Source organism: Sulfitobacter sp. IGS-18, from assembly GCF_059628195.1.
Genome location: NZ_JCAQIH010000003.1, coordinates 361,442 through 378,994, shown reverse-complemented (window position 1 = coordinate 378,994; position 17,553 = coordinate 361,442). Strand labels below are relative to the sequence as shown.

The following is a 17,553-nucleotide window of genomic DNA, read 5'->3' as shown; positions in this document are numbered from 1 at the left end:
CTGGTCGTCATGTCCTGCCCCATGTGCGCTGGATCAGTTCAGAGATTTCATCGTTGACGGCATTGAGGCTTTCGACCGCGCGGTCATAGGTGCTGCGGGTGAAAGCGCTGCGTTCTACCTCGTATAGAGTCTGTTTTGTGAGCCCCGCATCGGAGATTGCGGTGGATTTCAGCTGCGGTGCATTCAGCACCTTGTCGCCGTACATGGTACGCAGAAAGGCGACGATGCGGTTCTGCGGCGCATCGGCCGGTTCGTAGCGCGTCAGCAGGTAGCGCATCCAGTCATGGCTCATGTCCGCGCCGGATTCGGCGATCACATCCATCAGATCGGCGGTCATGCGCAGGAATTGCGACATCGACATCACGTCAAGCATTTCGGGGTGGATGGTGACCAGGACACCCGTCGCCGCAGAGAGGGCCGACATGGTCAGGAAGCCAAGCTGCGGCGGACAGTCGATGACAACCACGTCATAGGCGTCATCCACCTGCATCAGAGCCTCTTTTACCCGGAAAAAGAACAACCCGGCCTTGCCCTGTGACAGGGCGCGGGGGGTTTCATGTTCGAATTCCATCAATTCCAGGTTGCCGGGGATCAGATCCAGATTGGGGATATAGGTCTTGCGGATGACATCGGCGATGGGCACGGGTGAATCGTATCTGATGGCGTCATAGAGCGTGCCGCCGTCGTGCAGATCGAATTCGGGCTGGACCCCGTGCAGGGCGGTGAGCGATGCCTGCGGGTCCAGGTCGATGGCCAGCACGCGGTAGCCCTTGAGGGCAAGCCGCTGGGCCAGATGGGCGGAGGTTGTCGTCTTGCCCGATCCGCCCTTGAAGTTCATCACGCCGATGACCTGCAGATGATCGCCCTCGCGCCGGCCGGGCAGGTAATCCCCCGGTTTGCGTGCGGTTTTTTCCAGCAGGACGCGCAGATCATGGATGTCATGGGCCGAGTAATGCCGCCGGTTGCCCGGTGTCAGGGCAGGGGAGGGGCCGCGCCCTTCGAGGTGCAGCTTGCGCAGGTAGCTGTCGTTGACGCCAAGCATGGCTGCAGCCTCACCGGAGGTGAAGGTGCGCATGGATTTCTGCGCATTCGGCGGAAACAGGTTCTCGCGTTGTGCGTGCAATTGGCCTGAGAGCCATTCCGCATGTTGACGGATGACGGAATTCAGGTCGTCTGTTTGTTTGGTGCTGCTCATCTGCCCTCTGTCTCTTGTCCCGTGTTCACGGAACATGGCGTTTATCGCCTTGTTTCCGTGACTATTGACCAAAGGGGGAGAGTCGCGCAAGGCTTTTCTACATTCCGCGGTCCCGGGATGAGGGATTACAAGGCTCTAGAGGGGCATGTTAGAGCCTGAATCGTGATCAGACCAGTCCATGAATGACGAATGCGGTGGTGCCGGAGCGGGCCGCTGTGCGGCAGATCCTGCGCCAAATTCACGGTTGAGGTGAACCCGCAGAAGATTGATTGACGTACCTCAAGATTTGATGAATCCTTGGGCAAGGGGAGGATTCGTCTATGAGCGGACCAACGGTACGGGACGTGGCAGAGGCTGCGCAGGTCAGCCTTGCGACGGTGGACCGGGTTCTGAACAATCGCGGTGGCGTGTCGGCGAAGGTGGTCGACCGGGTGAAGGCGGCCGTGGCGCAGACCGGTTATGTCCGCAATCTGGCGGCTGCGAATCTGTCGCGGCGCCGGGTCTATCGGTTTTGTTTCGTGGTGCCGTCGGGGGACACCGGTTTTGTCGCGTTGCTGCACGAGGCGCTGGCGCGCGAGCAGCAGCGGCTGATGGAGGAACAGGTGCTGGTGCAGGTTGTTCCGACCAAGGCGTTCGACGTGGGAGACCAGGTTGCCGCGCTGCGCAATCTTGATTGTGACGCGGTGGCGGTGATGGCCAGCGAGGCGCCCGAGATCAACGAGGAAATCGCGTCGCTGCATGCTTCGGGCGTGCGGGTGATCAGCCTTGTGGCGGATCTGCCGAGTTCGGGGCGTGATGCCTATGTGGGGCCGGACAATGTCATGGCGGGGCGGACCGCCGGTGAGTTCATGGGGCGGTTCATCAGGGAGCCGGGCGATGTTCTGATGATTGCGGGGTCGCTGGCGGCGCGCGATCACAGCGAGCGGTTGCTGGGGTTCCGGATGGTGATGCAGGAACGCTTTGGCGGCTGCACGCTGCTGCCGGCGGCGCAGGGGGGCGACAATGCCCTCCGCGTCGAGCAGATCGTGCTGGAGGCGGCCCGCGACCGGCGGCTTGCGGGGATCTATGCCATCGGGGCGGGGAACCGCGGGCTGGTGCGTGCGGTGCGGACGCTGGACCCGAAACCGATCACCATCGTGCATGAGCTGACGCCCACGTCCCGCGAGGCGCTGCGCAGCGGCACATTCGATCTGGTCATCGACCAGGACATCCTTTCGGGGGTCATTGCCGCCGTCAAGATCATGAGGGACCTGACCGAAGCCACCACACCGCCTGCCGATGCCGGCAGGATCAAATTAAACATCTACAGTCGTGAGAACATACAGTGAGCCAATATTTCGCAGACATCGCCCCGGTGACATTCGAAGGTGCAGACAGCACCAATCCGATGGCCTTCCGTCACTACAATCCGCAGGAAAAGCTGGGCGGCAAGACGATGGAGGAGCATCTGCGCTTTGCCGTCTGTTACTGGCACAACTTCGTCTGGGAGGGGAACGACCCCTTTGGCGGGCAGACCTTTCAGCGCCCGTGGTTTCCGGCGGATACGATGGAGCTTGCGCGGGCCAAGGCCGATGCCGCCTTCGACATGTTCCGCATTCTGGGCGTGCCGTTCTTCTGCTTTCACGACCATGACGTGCGCCCCGAGGGCAGCAACCTGGCAGAGAGCCACAAGCGGCTGAACGAGATGGCCGATTATTTCGAGAAGAAGATGGCGGATGGCGGCCCGAAGCTGCTCTGGGGTACGGCGAACATGTTCTCCAACCGGCGCTACATGTCGGGGGCGAGCACCAACCCGGATCCGGATATCTTTGCCTATTGTGCCTCGACGGTGAAGACCTGCATGGATGTGACGCACCGGCTGAACGGTGAGAACTACGTGCTGTGGGGCGGGCGCGAGGGTTATGAAACGCTGCTGAACACCGATCTGGGCCGGGAACTGGAACAGATGGGCCGGTTCCTGTCGATGGTGGTCGAATACAAGCACAAGATCGGCTTCAAGGGGGCGATCCTGATCGAGCCGAAGCCGCAGGAGCCGACCAAGCATCAGTATGATTACGACGTTGCTACGGTCTATGGGTTCCTCAAGCGGTTCGGGCTGGAGAACGAGGTGCAGCTGAACGTGGAGCAGGGCCATGCCATTCTGGCCGGCCATTCCTTCGAGCATGAGCTGGCGATGGCGCGGACGCTGGGGATCTTCGGCTCCATCGACATGAACCGCAATGATTACCAATGCGGCTGGGACACCGACCATTTCCCGAACTCTCCGTCAGAGGCGGCACTGGCCTATTACGAGGTGCTGATGGCGGGCGGGTTCACCACCGGCGGCACCAATTTCGATGCCAAGCTGCGGCGGCAGTCGCTGGATGCCGAAGACCTGATTGCGGCCCATGCGGGTGCGATGGACATCTGCGCGCGGGGGCTGAAATCGGCCTGGCGGATGATCGAGGATGACGCGCTGGAGGGGCCGCGCCGCGCCCGTTACGCGGGTTGGGAGAGCAGCGAGGCGCAGGCGATGCTGGCCAAGGATGCCACGCTGGACGGCATTGCCGCCCGTGCGGAGGCCGCGGATCTGAACCCGCAGCCGGTTTCCGGCGCGCAGGAGAAACTTGAGAATATCGTCAACCGCTACGTCTGACAAAAGGGAGGAACGACATGAAAACAATAAAGGGTCCGGCGCTTTTTCTGGCGCAATTTGCAGGCGATGAAGCGCCCTTCAATTCCTGGGATGCGATCACCAAATGGGCCGCCGACTGCGGCTACAAGGGGGTTCAGGTGCCAAGCTGGGATGCGCGGTTGATCGACCTGGAACAGGCCGCGACATCAAAGGATTATTGCCAGGAGTGGGCCGGGCAGGCCGAGGCCAATGGCGTGGAGGTGACCGAGCTTTCGACGCATCTGCAAGGCCAGCTGGTTGCGGTGCATCCGGCCTATGACGATGTCTTTGACGGCTTTGCCGCCGAAAGCGTGCGGGGCAACCCCAAGGCGCGGCAGGCCTGGGCGGTTGATCAGCTGAAAAAGGCGCTGACGGCCTCGGCCCATCTGGGCATCGGGGCGCATGCGACATTTTCGGGCGCGCTGGCCTGGCCCTATGTCTATCCCTGGCCGCAGCGGCCCGTGGGGCTGGTTGAACAGGCCTTTGACGAATTGGCGAAACGCTGGACGCCGATCCTGAACCATGCGGAGGATTGCGGCGTTGATGTCTGCTATGAAATCCATCCGGGTGAAGACCTGCACGACGGGGTGTCCTTTGAGATGTTCCTGGAGCGCACCGGCAATCACCCAAGGGCCAACATGTTGTACGACCCGTCGCATTACGTGCTGCAATGTCTGGATTACCTCGACAATATCGACATCTACCGCGACCGCATCCGCATGTTCCACGTCAAGGATGCGGAGTTCAATCCGACCGGGCGGCAGGGTGTCTATGGCGGCTATCAGCCCTGGGTCGACCGCGCGGGCCGGTTCCGCAGCCTGGGGGATGGCCAGGTGGATTTCGGCGCGGTGTTTTCCAAGATGGCGGCCAATGACTTTGACGGCTGGGCCGTGGTGGAATGGGAATGTGCGCTGAAACATCCCGAGGATGGCGCGCGCGAGGGGGCGCAATTCGTCAAGGATCATATCATTCGCGTGACCGAACGCGCCTTTGACGATTTTGCGGATGGCGGTGCGGATGACACGCTGAACGCCAAGATGTTGGGGCTTGCGTGATGAAACCTATCAGACTGGGCATGATCGGCGGCGGCAATGACGCATTCATCGGCGGGGTGCATCGCATCGCCTCGCGCATTGACGGACGGTTTCAGCTGGTTGCGGGGGCGCTGTCTTCGACGGCGGAGAAATCCAAAGCCTCGGGTGCGGCACTGGGGCTGGCCGAGGACCGTTGCTATGGCGATTTCACCGAGATGGCGAAACGCGAGGCGCGGCTGAAGGATGGCGTGGAGGCGGTGGCGATTGTCACGCCGAACCATGTGCATTACCCGGCGGCGCGCGAATTCCTGAAACGCGGCATTCACGTGATCTGTGACAAGCCGCTGACCTCGACCCTGGCGGATGCGAAAAAGCTGGTGGCGGCGGCGGAGAAGTCGGACGCGCTGTTTGTGCTGACGCATAATTACACCGGCTATCCGATGGTCCGCCAAGCCCGCGAGATGGTCCGGCAGGGCGACATTGGCAATCTACGCGTTGTGCAGGTTGAGTACCCGCAGGACTGGCTGACCGACGCGGTGGAAGCCGATGGCAGCAAGCAGGCGGAATGGCGCACTGATCCGGAACGTTCCGGCGCGGGGGGCTGTGTGGGCGATATCGGCACCCATGCCTATAATCTGGCGCGCTTTGTCACCGGGTTGCAGCTGGAAAGTCTTGCGGCGGACCTGAGCACCTTTGTCGAAGGGCGGCGGCTGGATGACAACGTGCATGTGATGTTGCGTTTCGAGGGCGGGGCACGGGGCATGTTGTGGTCGTCGCAGGTGGCGCCGGGCAATGAGAACGGTCTGCGGCTGCGTGTATACGGGGACAAGGGCGGGCTGGAATGGGCGCAGGAAGATCCGAATTATCTGTGGTTCACGCCCTTCGGCGCGCCAAAGCGTTTGCTGACCCGCAACGGGGCTGGTGCGACTGCGGGCAATCAAGGGGCCTCGCGCATTCCGCCGGGACACCCCGAGGGCTATCTTGAAGGGTTTGCCAATATCTACAACGAGGCGGCGGACCTGATCGTCGCGGCGCGCGACGGCAAGGTGCCGGATCACCTGTTGCCGACGGTGCAGGACGGGCTGGAGGGCGTTGCCTTTATCGACGCTTGCGTGCGGTCGTCGAAGCGCGATGCGGCATGGGTCAGGCTATGAGCGAAACCCGCGCCCTCACGCTGGCTGATGTTTGCCGGAGTTTCGGGCCGGTGCAGGTGTTGCATGACATCAGCCTGACGCTGCGGCCCGGAGAGGTGCATGCCCTGATCGGAGAGAACGGGGCGGGCAAATCGACGGCGATGAAGATCATGTCGGGCTATCTGGAGCCGACGAAGGGGCAGGTGAAGCTGGACGAGGCGCAGGTGCGCTTTGCCTCTTCGCAGGAGGCCGAGGCGCAGGGGGTTGTGCTGATCCATCAGGAGTTCAACCTGGCGGATCAGCTGAGCGTGGAGCAGAACATCTTTCTGGGGCACGAGAAACGGCGCGGGCTGTTCCTGGACAAGGGGTGGATGCAGGCGGAGACGCGCAGGCTGCTGGATCGGCTGAACTGCAAGGTGTCGCCCACGGCGCGGGTGCGTGACATTTCCAATGCGGACAAGCAGATGGTCGAGATCGCCAAGGCGCTGTCGCGGCGCGCGCAGGTTCTGATTATGGATGAACCCACCGCCGTGCTGACCGAGCGCGAGGCGGAGGTGCTGTTCGAGCAGGTGGAGCGGCTGAAGGCCGAGGGGGTGGCGATCCTTTTCACATCGCACAAGCTGGACGAGGTGAAGCGGATCTCGGACCGGATCACGGTGCTGCGCGACGGGCATGTGGTGGCGCAGGGCATGACGACGGAGTTCAACGAGGACCAGATGGCCGAAGCGATGGTGGGGCGCGATGTGTCCTCGCTCTATCCAGTGCGCACGGCCGCTGTCAGCGATGAGCCGGCGCTGGAGGTCAAAGGGCTGAATGTGCCGGGCTATGCCCGTGACATCAGCTTTACCCTGCGCAAGGGGGAGATACTGGGGATTTCCGGGCTGATCGGCTCGGGCCGAACCGAGGCGATGGAGGGGCTGACGGGGCTGCGCAGCGCGCAGGGCGATGTGCGCATCAATGGCAAGCCCGTCACCCTGCGGTCGCCGCAACAGGCGCAGGCGGCGGGGCTGTGCTACCTGACCGAGGATCGCAAGGGCCGGGGGCTGCTGCTGCAAAAGGGGATGCGCGAGAACCTGACCCTGCAGGCGCTGCCGGAGTTCACCAACTGGCTGATAGATCACAAGGCGGAAGACGCGGCGCTGACACGGGCGATTGCCGATTTCGACATCCGCTGCCCGACCCGCGAGGTGCTGGTGGGCAATCTGTCGGGGGGCAACCAGCAAAAGCTGCTGATCGCCAAGATCATGCTGACCGAGCCGGATATCGTCATCATCGACGAGCCGACGCGGGGCATCGACATCGGCACCAAGCAACAGATTTACGAATTCATCCACGCGCTGTCCGCGGCGGGCAAATCCATCATCGTGGTCAGTTCCGAGATGCAGGAGGTCATTGGCCTTGCGGATCGGGTGCTGGTCATGCGGCTGGGCACCATCGCGGGCGAAGTCAGCGGAGATGACATGACAGAAGACAAGATCGTGCGGCTGGCCATGGGCCTGGGCGCGACAAGGCAAGAGGCAATTTGATGACAGCCACCGAAACACAGCCCTCACGGGCAACCAGAGGCGTGAACCTGAAAGTGCTGGGTCCGATCCTGGCACTGGTCGTGCTGGTGATCGTCGGCGCGGCGCTGAACGGGAATTTCCTGAGCGCGGCCAATATCACCAACGTCCTGTCGCGGTCCGCCTTTATCGGGATTATCGCGGTGGGCATGACATTTGTCATCACGGCCGGCGGGCTGGACCTGTCGGTCGGCTCCATGGCGGCCTTCATCGCGGGTCTGATGATCCTGGTGATGAACGCCATGCTGCCGGTGATGGGGCCGGGGTGGCCGCTGGTCTTTGTCGGGATGCTGACGGCGATGGTGGCGGGCACGCTGGCCGGTTTCGTCAATGGTTTCCTGATCACGACGATGCGGATCGAGGCATTCATCGTGACGCTGGGCACCATGGGCATCTACCGCAGCCTGGTCACCTGGCTGGCCGATGGCGGCACGCTCTCGCTCGATTTCGGGATGCGGTCGGTGATCCGGCCGATCTATTTCGACGGTATCCTGGGGATCAGCTGGCCGATCATCGTCTTTGCGCTGGTGGCGATCAGTGGCGAACTGGTGATGCGGCGCGCGGCCTTTGGCCGGCACGCGGCTGCGGTTGGCTCCAATGATCAGGTGGCGCGCTATTCTTCGGTGAACGTCAATCGCGTGCGGATGCTGACCTACGTCTTTCTGGGCATCCTCGTGGGGGTGGCGACGATCATGTATGTGCCGCGCCTTGGCTCGGCCTCGCCCAGCACCGGGGTGCTTTGGGAGCTGGAGGCCATTGCGGCGGTGATCATCGGGGGGACCATGCTCAAGGGCGGGTTTGGCCGGGTCTGGGGCACGGTGATCGGCGTGCTGATCCTGTCGCTGATCGACAATATTCTGAATCTGACGGATGGCGTATCGCCCTATCTGAACGGGGCAATACAGGGTGTGATCATCATCCTGGCCGTCATCCTGCAGCGCGACAAGAAAGCGGAGAGCTGAGGAGGCGCTCCGGAATACCATGGTAAACAGAGGAGAAAAGCCATGAAATTTACGACAATCACGGCGGCCGCGCTGGCCGCGACACTGGCACTGCCGGTACAGGCCCAGGATACGAAAGTGATCGGGGTGTCCATTCCGGCGGCAACGCACGGCTGGGCGGGCGGCATGAACTTTCATGCGCAGCAGGCGGTGAACCGGCTGGAGGAAGTCTATCCGCAACTGGATTTTGTGCTGGCAACGGCATCGGACCCGGCCAAGCAGGTCAACGACATCGAAGACATGCTGGCCACGCGCAACATCAGCGCGCTGGTGGTGCTGCCATTCGAATCCGAGCCGCTGACAAGCCCGGTCAAGGCGGTTGCGGACAGCGGCGCCTGGGTGACGGTGGTTGACCGTGGCCTTGCCATTCCCGGCATCGAGGACCTTTATGTCGCGGGTGACAACCCCGGCTTTGGCAAGGTCTCGGGTGAATATATGGCCTCGGCCATGCCGGACGGCGGCGACATCGTCGTGTTCCGGGGCATCCCCACCACCATCGACAATGAGCGTGTCGAAGGGTTCCAGGCTGCAATCGAAGGGTCGGGCATCAACATCCTGGCGATGGAGCATGGCAACTGGAACCGCGACGACAGCTTTACCGTGATGCAGGATTTCCTGTCGAAATACGACAAGATCGACGCGGTATGGGCATCGGATGACGATATGGCCATCGGCGTGCTGGCGGCCATCGAGCAATCCGGCCGCGACGACATCAAGTTCGTGCTGGGTGGTGCCGGCATGAAGGAAATGGTGGCCAAGGTGCGCGATGGGGATGCGATGATCCCTGCCGATGTGACCTATCCGCCGTCGATGATTGCCACGGCGATCGAACTGACCGCTGTCGGCATGACCTCGACCGCGCCGGTTTCGGGAACCTTCACCATCGGATCGGTTCTGATCACCAAGGACAACGCTGCTGACTTCTACTACGAAGACAGCCCGTTCTGAGACAAGCTGCTGGTCGAAGGGCTTTGGTGCCTTTCGACCACATCCATCTTTATGAGCCGGGCACAGGCAAGATCAGCCTGTGTCAGGTTGCAGGCCCGGCGCCTTCGGCTGGTTCCGGGCTTTTGCGTGATTGATCGCGGGCAGTTTTGTTTGCTTTGAGAATTTTCCCCTAGCGCGGGACCAAGGCCGCAGGCCGACGCGCATCTTGCCAGAGGCATGTCTTCGACATGAAGGGCCGTTCAACGGCACGGCGATGCCCGGCCTGACATCCGGGCGGGTGATGCCATTTTGCCGCTTCCTCATACCGCCGTCCGCGCATCTGGCCTGATCCGCACATTTATTGGCCGATCCGGTCATTTCCCGAGCGCAGCCTTCATGACACCTTTGATGCATCAATGAACGAAAAGAGTAGTTTCGATGCTTCAGAACACCCGCGACCAAAGCCCGAGCGACACCGCGGCATCGACGCGGATCGATTTTATCTACCTGTCCGAACAGGACATGGTGCGCGCCGGTGTCACCGATATGGCGGCCTGCGTGGACACGATGGAAGAGATGTTCGGCATGCTTTACCACGGCGATTACCGCATGGCCGGGGTCAACAACAATTCCCACGGCTCTGTCGTGGTATTCCCTGAAATCTCGCCCTTTCCGACGATGCCGAAGCCGACGCCGGACCGCCGCTTCATGGCGATGCCCGCCTATCTGGGGGGGCGTTTCGGGACCGCGGGGATGAAGTGGTATGGCTCGAACATTGCGAACCGCGACAAGGGGCTGCCGCGTTCGATCCTGATGTTCATCCTCAATGATGCGGATACCGGCGCGCCTTTGGCGCTGATGTCGGCCAATCTGTTGTCGGCCTATCGCACCGGGGCTGTGCCCGGGGTGGGGGCGCGGCATCTGGCGCGCAAGGATGCAAGGACCGTGGGGATCCTGGGGCCGGGGGTGATGGCCAAGACATCGCTTTCGGCCTTCATGGCGGTGCGTCCGGGGATTGATACGGTCAAGGTCAAGGGGCGCGGCCAGAAGAACCTGGATGCCTTCCTTGCGTGGTTGTCCGAGACCTTTCCGCAGATCACCAGTGTACGCGTCGTCGACAGCGTGGAAGAGGTGGTGCGGGGATCGGATATTGTCACCTTCTGCGGGTCAGGGGCGACGGGCGATCCGTCGACCTATCCCATGGTGCGGCGGGAGTGGATCAGCCCCGGCACCTTTCTGGCGATGCCTGCGCTTTGCAACATCGACGAGGCGATGGAAGCGCCCGAGATCCGCAAGGTTCTGGATAATCCGGGTCTTTATCACGCCTGGTTCGAGGAGAACCCGAAGCCGGTGCACAACCATATTCCCGCGGTCGGCATACGCTGGCTGGATCTGGTGGACGAAGGCCGGATCGCGCCGGAACAGCTGGAAGACCTTGGGCAGATCGTTGCGGGCGAGGCGGCGGGGCGGCGGGACGAGGAGGAGATCATCATCATGTCGGTCGGCGGCTTGCCGGTCGAGGATGTGGCCTGGGGCACGGTGGTTTACCGCAACGCCCTGGAGAAGGGCATCGGCGTCTCGCTGACCCTGTGGGATTCGCCCGTGCTGCGCTGACTTGCGGGCCCCCGCGCGGGGCCGGGACATCAATTTCTGAACAAGGTAAAACAATGACTGAAATCATCAAACTGACAACGGGCTCCAGGTTCGAGGAACATGGCAGCTATTCACGCCTTGTCGCTGTGGACAACCTGATTTTCGTGTCGAACACGGCGGGGCGCAATCCGGAAACCAAGCTGATCCCGGAGGATCTGGCCGAGCAGACGCTGCAGGTGCTTGCCAATATCGAAACCGCGCTGACGGCTGTGGGCTCTTGCCTGGAAGATGTGGTGCGGGCGCGTGTCTTTGTGCAGTTCACCCAGGATATCGACACGATCATGACCGCCTATGGTGAGCGGATGCGGGGGATCAGGCCGACGCTTACCATGACCTGTCCGCCGCTCGGGTCGACGCAGTACAAGGTCGAGATCGACGTGACCGCCTATCGCGGTGCTTCCAGGGCCGAGGTCAAGGAAATGGTCATCACGCCATGACGATGCCGCGCCGCTTTATCATGCATGACACCATCAAGTCGGACACCGGAGGATCAGCGCCTTGGCTCCGGTGATCATGCCTGTAGAGACCGCGCCGGATATCCCGGCCGCGACCAGCGTTGTCGTGATCGGGGGCGGCATCGTCGGGCTGACTGCTGCGCTGTCGCTGGCGGAGCGGGGGATTCCCGTTGTCGTCCTGGAGAAAGGGCGTCTGGCGGGGGAGCAATCCTCGCGCAATCTGGGATGGGTGCGCAAGACGGGCCGCAACATTCACGATCTGCCGCTGTCGGTGGAATCCGACAGGCTTTGGGCCGAGATGCCGCAGCGGGTCGGTGCGGATGTCGGATACCGCGATGCGGGCATCATGTATGTGGCGCGCAGCGAAGCCGAGATGGCAAAGCACGAAACCTGGATCGGGTCCGCCGGGGGGCGGGCGCTGGATTCACGGTTGCTCAGCGCAGATGAAATCGACCGGCTGGTGCCGGGCGCGGCGGAACGCTGGTACGGCGGCATCCATACGCCATCGGATGGGCGGGCGGAGCCGACCCTGGCCAGCAGCGCGATCGCGAATGCGGCCATCGCAAAGGGCGCAATCGTGGTGGAGAATTGCGCGGTGCGCAGGCTGGTGACCTCGGCGGGGCGGGTGAGCGGTGTGATCACCGAGCGCGGTGAAATCCGTTGCGAGAAGGTGTTGCTGGCGGGTGGCATCTGGTCACGGCGTTTTCTGGGCAACCATGGCGTGGCATTTCCAACCCTGCCGCTTGTCGCCTCGGTTTTCCGCACGGCGGCGATGGAGGGGCCGACCGAGACTGCCGTCGGGGCTGCCGATTTCTCATTCCGGAAACGGCGCGACGGGGGCTATACGATCACCCAGCGCGGCGCGCTCTTTGCGCCGCTGATGCTGGATCACCTGTTGCTCGGGCATCGCTACCTTCCGGTCCTGAAGGCGGAATGGAAGAACGTGCGCCTGTCTTTCGGGCGGGATTTTCTGCGCGACCTTGCCATGCCGCGGCGCTGGAAAGGCGATGCGCGCTCGCCGATGGAGCAGCTGCGCACGATGGATCCGGCGGTGAACCACGGTTTGAACGCCGAGGCGCTGAGGAACCTGTGCAAAGCCTGGCCGGTCTTCAACAAGGTGGAGGTCAGGCAAAGCTGGGCCGGGATGATCGACGTGACCCCGGATTCCATGCCCGTGATCTCGCTGGTTGCGGCGCTGCCGGGGCTGACGCTGGCCTCGGGCTTTTCCGGCCACGGGTTCGGCACCGCCCCCGCCGCGGGGCAACTGGCGGCGGACCTGATCACGGAGAGCACGCCCATTGTCGATCCTGCGCCCTACCGGCTTGACCGGCTTTGATCGCCGGACGGCAGGCGCTGCACATCACCAATCCAGGATCGCGCCAAGGCCGATCCGACGCGGGAGGCTGAAGAAAATGAATGCGATGATTGAACGTGCAGGTGGCACGGCTGTGCGAATCCCGGCGGCCCGGATGCTGATCAACGGGGAATGGTGCGAGGGTGACGCGGGGCGGGTGATTGCCGTGCATGATCCGGCAACCGAAGAAAAGATTGCGGAGGTCGTGGCGGCATCGGTGACAGATGTGGACCGCGCCGTGCAGGCGGCACATCGTGCCTTTGAAAGCCGGGCATGGCAGAAGATGCGGCCCCTGGACCGGGGCAGGCTGCTTGAAAAGCTGGCGCTGCTGGTCGAACGCGATGCCGAAGACCTCGCGCGGCTGGAAACCCTGGACAATGGCAAACCCTATGCCGTGTCGCGTAACGTGGACCTGAAATTCGCCATTGATGCCCTGCGCTATTACGGCGGTTGGAGTTCCAAGATGGCGGGCGAATACATCCAGCTGTCGCCCCTTGGGGACGACGGCGGCACTTACCGCGCCTATACGGAGCGCAAGCCGGTGGGTGTTGTGGGCGGGATCACGCCCTGGAACTTCCCGCTGGGGCAGGCGGTGCAGAAAATGGCACCGGCCATTGCCTTTGGCTGCACCGTGGTGCTGAAGCCCTCGGAAGAGGCATCGCTCACGACGCTGCGGCTGGGTGAACTGATCCTTGAAGCGGGGTTCCCGGAAGGCACGGTCAATATCGTGACCGGCTATGGTCATGACGCCGGGCAGGCATTGGTCGATCATCCGCTGGTGCGCAAGATCGCCTTTACCGGGTCGACGGCAACGGGGCAGAAGATCCTGGCGTCTTCGGCCCGGACGATGAAACGGGTGACGCTGGAGCTTGGCGGGAAATCCCCGACCATCGTGCTTGCCGATGCGGATCTGAACCTTGCAATCCCGGGCGCGGCCAATGCCATCTTTCCGAATTCCGGGCAGATCTGTACCGCCGGGTCGCGGTTGCTGGTGGATGCCTCGATCTATGATGAGGTCATTCAGGGCGTGGCCGAGATCGGGCGGGGCCTGAAACTGGGCAGCGGTTTCGACCCTGCGGTTCAACTGGGGCCGCTGGTGTCCTCCCGGCAGCTGGAACGGGTGTCGGGGCTGGTTGCGCAGGGCATCGAGGAGGGGGCCGAGCCGATCTGTGGTGCCGGGCGGGCAGCCGACACCGGATACTTTTATCAGCCCACCGTGCTGAGCGGCGGCCGCGCCGATATGCGGATCGCGCAGGAAGAGGTGTTTGGCCCGGTGGTTCTGGCGATGGCGGTGCAGGACCCGCAGGAGATCAGGGCATTGGCAAATGATACCGCCTATGGTCTGGGGGCCAGCATCTGGACCCGGGACATCAACAAGGCGCATCTGCTGGCAGCAGAACTGGATTGCGGGACGGTCTGGATCAATACCCATAACGTGCTCGATCTTGCCATGCCCTTTGGCGGCACCAAGCTGTCGGGGCTTGGCCGGGAGTTCGGCACCGAGGTGATCCATGCCTATACGGAGCCGCGCGCGGTCTGCATGCGGCTGCAGGATCCTGTTTACGGCTGAGCCGTCTCGTTCTCCCCGGCCCGCGGCGCATTGGCGGTGCCGATGGCGTGGCGGGCGCGGCGCAGGGCGGCAAGGGGGGGTTCCCCCGTCCATTCCCGGAAGGCGCGGGAGAATGCGGATTGATTGGCGTAGCCCAGATGTGCCGCAAGCTGGCTCAGCTTGATGCTGCCGGTGCTCAGCAACATCTCCGCCTTTTTGCGGCGTTCGCGGTTGAGGATCTCGCTGAAGTTGGTGCCGAAGGTGCTGAGCTGTCGGCGCAGCGTGCGCGGCGCGATCCCGAGGATGTCTGCCAGCGTTTCCAGATCAACGCTTTCGCGGCCCAGCCGCTGGTCAACGAGTTGCGACAGGCGTTCGGGGACCGGGCGGAAATCGGCTTCGGGGGGGCGCATCAGATCGAAAAGATGCATTTCGACCACGGCGCGGGCCGGGGCGTTTGAATTGACCCAGGCCTGCATGGGGCGGTCAAGTTCGGCGTCACGGATCACGATGATGTTTGCGGCGGCATTGCCCCGGACCGGACAGCGAAAGTAGCGCTTCAGCGGTTCTTCGCGCCCGGTGATGTCATGTTCAAAGCAGATTTCCACCGGGCTCCAGCGTTCGGAGAACAATTGCCGGATCAGCGCGCAGAGGCCCGCGGTTGAATTCTCGGCGTCCTGAACCCGGGGCCAGATCGCCATGTCATTGATGGCATAGCCGTATCTGGTTTCCCCGAATTCCTGATGGACGCTGCTGGTGGTGTGGCTTTGCCAACTGGCCTGGAACCGCAGGAAAACCGCCAGCGCCTCGCGCAGGGTCGGTGCGGTGGCCAGAAGCGGGTAGACGGGGCCGATCTCCCACAGGCGGAAGTTCTGGCCCAGTTCGAGGCCGAGAAAGGGCCGGTCGAGCACCTTGGCGGCCTCTTCGAAAAAGGCGGCATAGGCCTTGAGCGGATAGGTCGAATAGGGGTTCTGCGATTTACCGGCCTTGAGGTTGAATTTCGCCAGGGCACGCCGGTTCTGCGGCTTGTTGCCGCGCATCTCGTTGATGATCTGATCGAGGAAAAACTGCCGCAGGGTGGCATCGTGAGGCGCGGAAGCCTTGCGGTGTCCGGGGTTTTCCATATCGCGGTCTGCATGCTGTGGATGCATGAAAATCCTCCTTTCCCGATTCTACTTTATCTATGAAAGAATGCTATAGCATATTTTTCCGATTTCACCGAACCAGGGCGAAAACGGGTGGGAAATGACCTGATCTGCACAATTAACGGCCTTTGCCGACATAGACCGCAGCGGGGGCGCACCATAATCTTGTTTCAAGCCGCGGGAAACGCGGGTGGGATGTCGGCCTGCTTTCACGCGTTGAAGGACTGGCTTGGCCGGGCGGGTCAGAAACCAAAAACGAACTGCCAAAGGCAGCGCCGGATCAACAGCAAACCAACAGGGGATACCAGATGAAAACAATAGACAGGCGTCTTTTCATGCAGCTTGCAGCGGCCAGTGGTGGTGCGCTGCTGGTGAAGCCGGATTTTGCCTTTGCGGGGGAGATCGACAATCTTTCCATTGCCTGGACAACGGATACCGCGAGCTGGGACCCGAACCAGCGGCTATCCCCTGATCCGCAGACCATTCTGAAGATGGTCTTTGACCAGCCCATCGACATGACCAGCGATCTGAAGCTGGCACCGGGCCTGTTGACGGACTGGAAGCTGGCGGATGATGCGATGAGCATGCAGGTCACGCTGCGCGATGATGTGACCTTTTCGGACGGGACGAAACTGACCGCTGATGATTTTCGCTATACCTTCTTTGAACGCATCCAGCAGGGGCAGGAGATCGACCTTGCGGTGGGGTTCGGGAATGTGACGGACATCGAGGTGCTATCGCCCACCGAAGCGGTGATGCATTTCGCCAAACCCTTCCCGATCGTGGCTCAATGGCTGAGTTTCAGCGCGAGCTACATCGTCTCCAGGGCCCATGCCGAAAAGGTGGGGATCGAGGGGATGAAGACCAACCCGGTCGGGACCGGCCCCTATGTGCTGACGGAATACCGGCGCGACAGCCGGATCGTGCTGACCCGGCGCGATGATTACTGGGGGGAATTGCCCTCGGCAAAGCAGATCACCATCGAGATCATTCCAGATCCCACGGCACGGCTGGCCGCATTGGAATCCGGGACGGTTGATATCGCGACCGAGCTTTCGATCCGTGACGTCAAACGTCTGCAGCAGGGCGGTGCCTTCAATGCCGTCACCAATCCGATTGCGCGCATCATCTATATCACCATCCGCGAGGATGGCGTCTTTGCGGATCGCAATATCCGACTGGCCGCGCATCACGCGGTGGACAAGGCACTCCTGTCCAAGGCGTTCTTTGGCGGGGATGCGGTGACCATCGACCAGCCGACAATCCCCGGCATGCCAAGCTTCCTGCCCGATTTCCATTTTGACCATGATCCCGACAAGGCGCGGGAGTTGCTGGCGGCCTCGGGCTTTGGGCCGGACAATCCTGTCACCCTGGATTTTGCCACCACGAACGGCCAGTTTCCCGGCGATTATGACATTGCCCGCGCGGTGGTGACGATGTGGGAGAAGGTCGGCATCAAGGCCAATCTGACCGTGATCACCGAGTCGCAATGGTATGAGCTGAATGCCTCTGGCAAGCTGCCGGCGGCGTCGATGTTTGTCTGGGAGAACGGCACCGGTGACCCGGAGCTTTTCGCGGGGAACATGTTTGACGCGGACCTGCCCTTTGCCACCTACCGCACCGATGAAGTGACGGCGATGATCAAGCCGCTGCTGAGAGAGCCGGATTATGACAAGCGCATCAAGGGCTATGAGGCATTCAACAGGTTCCTGATCGAGGAAGGGGCGATGATCCCGCTTTTGCAGGCGATCCAGACCATCGGATACCGCAAGGATATCGGGATCACGCCCTGGGCCAATGGTCTGATCCGGCCGGAAGCGATCACGACGACATGATGCGGGCCGATTGCAGGCACGTCATCGCCGGCACCGGCGATGGCGCGCCTGCATGAGTAA

At 62.3% G+C, this 17,553-nt stretch carries 14 protein-coding genes; 12 read left to right on the top strand and 2 right to left on the bottom strand.

The genetic code is table 11. The annotated features are described in order from the left end of the window. Positions 1-7 precede the first annotated feature (7 nt). Positions 8-1,195: a plasmid partitioning protein RepA gene (gene repA / locus ACWNZ3_RS22390; RefSeq protein WP_269365279.1), complete on the bottom strand. Its 1,188-nt coding sequence runs from the start codon at positions 1,193-1,195 to the stop codon at positions 8-10. Between the two features lie 320 nt (positions 1,196-1,515). On the opposite strand from repA, the gene ACWNZ3_RS22385 reads away from it, so the two are divergent. From ACWNZ3_RS22385 to ACWNZ3_RS22335, 11 genes are all read left to right on the top strand, one after another. After that, positions 1,516-2,523: a LacI family DNA-binding transcriptional regulator gene (locus ACWNZ3_RS22385; RefSeq protein WP_496902443.1), complete on the top strand. Its 1,008-nt coding sequence runs from the start codon at positions 1,516-1,518 to the stop codon at positions 2,521-2,523. Next, a complete protein-coding gene (gene xylA / locus ACWNZ3_RS22380) occupies positions 2,520-3,830 on the top strand; it encodes a xylose isomerase (RefSeq protein WP_496902442.1) in 1,311 nt (436 codons plus the stop codon). Before ACWNZ3_RS22385 ends, xylA begins: the two co-directional genes overlap by 4 nt. 17 nt (positions 3,831-3,847) lie before the next feature. After that, positions 3,848-4,903 (top strand): sugar phosphate isomerase/epimerase family protein, encoded by a 1,056-nt coding sequence (locus ACWNZ3_RS22375; RefSeq protein ID WP_496902441.1) that lies wholly within the window; start codon positions 3,848-3,850, stop codon positions 4,901-4,903. Next, on the top strand, positions 4,903-6,036 hold the full coding sequence (locus ACWNZ3_RS22370) for a Gfo/Idh/MocA family protein (protein WP_496902440.1): 1,134 nt from the start codon (positions 4,903-4,905) through the stop codon (positions 6,034-6,036). The genes ACWNZ3_RS22375 and ACWNZ3_RS22370 overlap by 1 nt, the downstream gene beginning before the upstream one ends. Continuing rightward, a complete protein-coding gene (locus tag ACWNZ3_RS22365) occupies positions 6,033-7,541 on the top strand; it encodes a sugar ABC transporter ATP-binding protein (RefSeq protein WP_496902439.1) in 1,509 nt (502 codons plus the stop codon). The genes ACWNZ3_RS22370 and ACWNZ3_RS22365 overlap by 4 nt, the downstream gene beginning before the upstream one ends. Next, positions 7,541-8,539, top strand: a complete 999-nt coding sequence (locus tag ACWNZ3_RS22360; protein ID WP_114272902.1) for an ABC transporter permease — start codon at positions 7,541-7,543, stop codon at positions 8,537-8,539. The genes ACWNZ3_RS22365 and ACWNZ3_RS22360 overlap by 1 nt, the downstream gene beginning before the upstream one ends. Positions 8,540-8,581: 42 nt before the next feature. Continuing rightward, on the top strand, positions 8,582-9,526 hold the full coding sequence (locus ACWNZ3_RS22355; protein ID WP_269365291.1) for an ABC transporter substrate-binding protein: 945 nt from the start codon (positions 8,582-8,584) through the stop codon (positions 9,524-9,526). Between the two features lie 417 nt (positions 9,527-9,943). Beyond that, positions 9,944-11,119 carry an ornithine cyclodeaminase family protein gene (locus ACWNZ3_RS22350; RefSeq protein ID WP_274577760.1) on the top strand — a complete coding sequence of 392 codons (1,176 nt, stop codon included), beginning with the start codon at positions 9,944-9,946 and terminating at the stop codon, positions 11,117-11,119. Positions 11,120-11,172: 53 nt separating this feature from the next. Beyond that, positions 11,173-11,595, top strand: a complete 423-nt coding sequence (locus tag ACWNZ3_RS22345) for a Rid family hydrolase (protein ID WP_496902438.1) — start codon at positions 11,173-11,175, stop codon at positions 11,593-11,595. Between the two features lie 61 nt (positions 11,596-11,656). Then, a complete protein-coding gene (locus ACWNZ3_RS22340) occupies positions 11,657-12,949 on the top strand; it encodes an NAD(P)/FAD-dependent oxidoreductase (RefSeq protein WP_496902437.1) in 1,293 nt (430 codons plus the stop codon). Positions 12,950-13,025: 76 nt separating this feature from the next. Continuing rightward, a complete protein-coding gene (locus ACWNZ3_RS22335) occupies positions 13,026-14,537 on the top strand; it encodes an aldehyde dehydrogenase family protein (RefSeq protein WP_496902436.1) in 1,512 nt (503 codons plus the stop codon). On the opposite strand, the gene ACWNZ3_RS22330 is transcribed toward ACWNZ3_RS22335, so the two are convergent. Beyond that, positions 14,528-15,664 carry an AraC family transcriptional regulator gene (locus ACWNZ3_RS22330; RefSeq protein ID WP_496902435.1) on the bottom strand — a complete coding sequence of 379 codons (1,137 nt, stop codon included), beginning with the start codon at positions 15,662-15,664 and terminating at the stop codon, positions 14,528-14,530. The two genes, ACWNZ3_RS22335 and ACWNZ3_RS22330, sit on opposite strands and share 10 nt — an antisense overlap. 302 nt (positions 15,665-15,966) lie before the next feature. On the opposite strand from ACWNZ3_RS22330, the gene ACWNZ3_RS22325 reads away from it, so the two are divergent. Next, positions 15,967-17,493: an ABC transporter substrate-binding protein gene (locus tag ACWNZ3_RS22325; RefSeq protein WP_496902434.1), complete on the top strand. Its 1,527-nt coding sequence runs from the start codon at positions 15,967-15,969 to the stop codon at positions 17,491-17,493. Positions 17,494-17,553 lie beyond the last annotated feature (60 nt).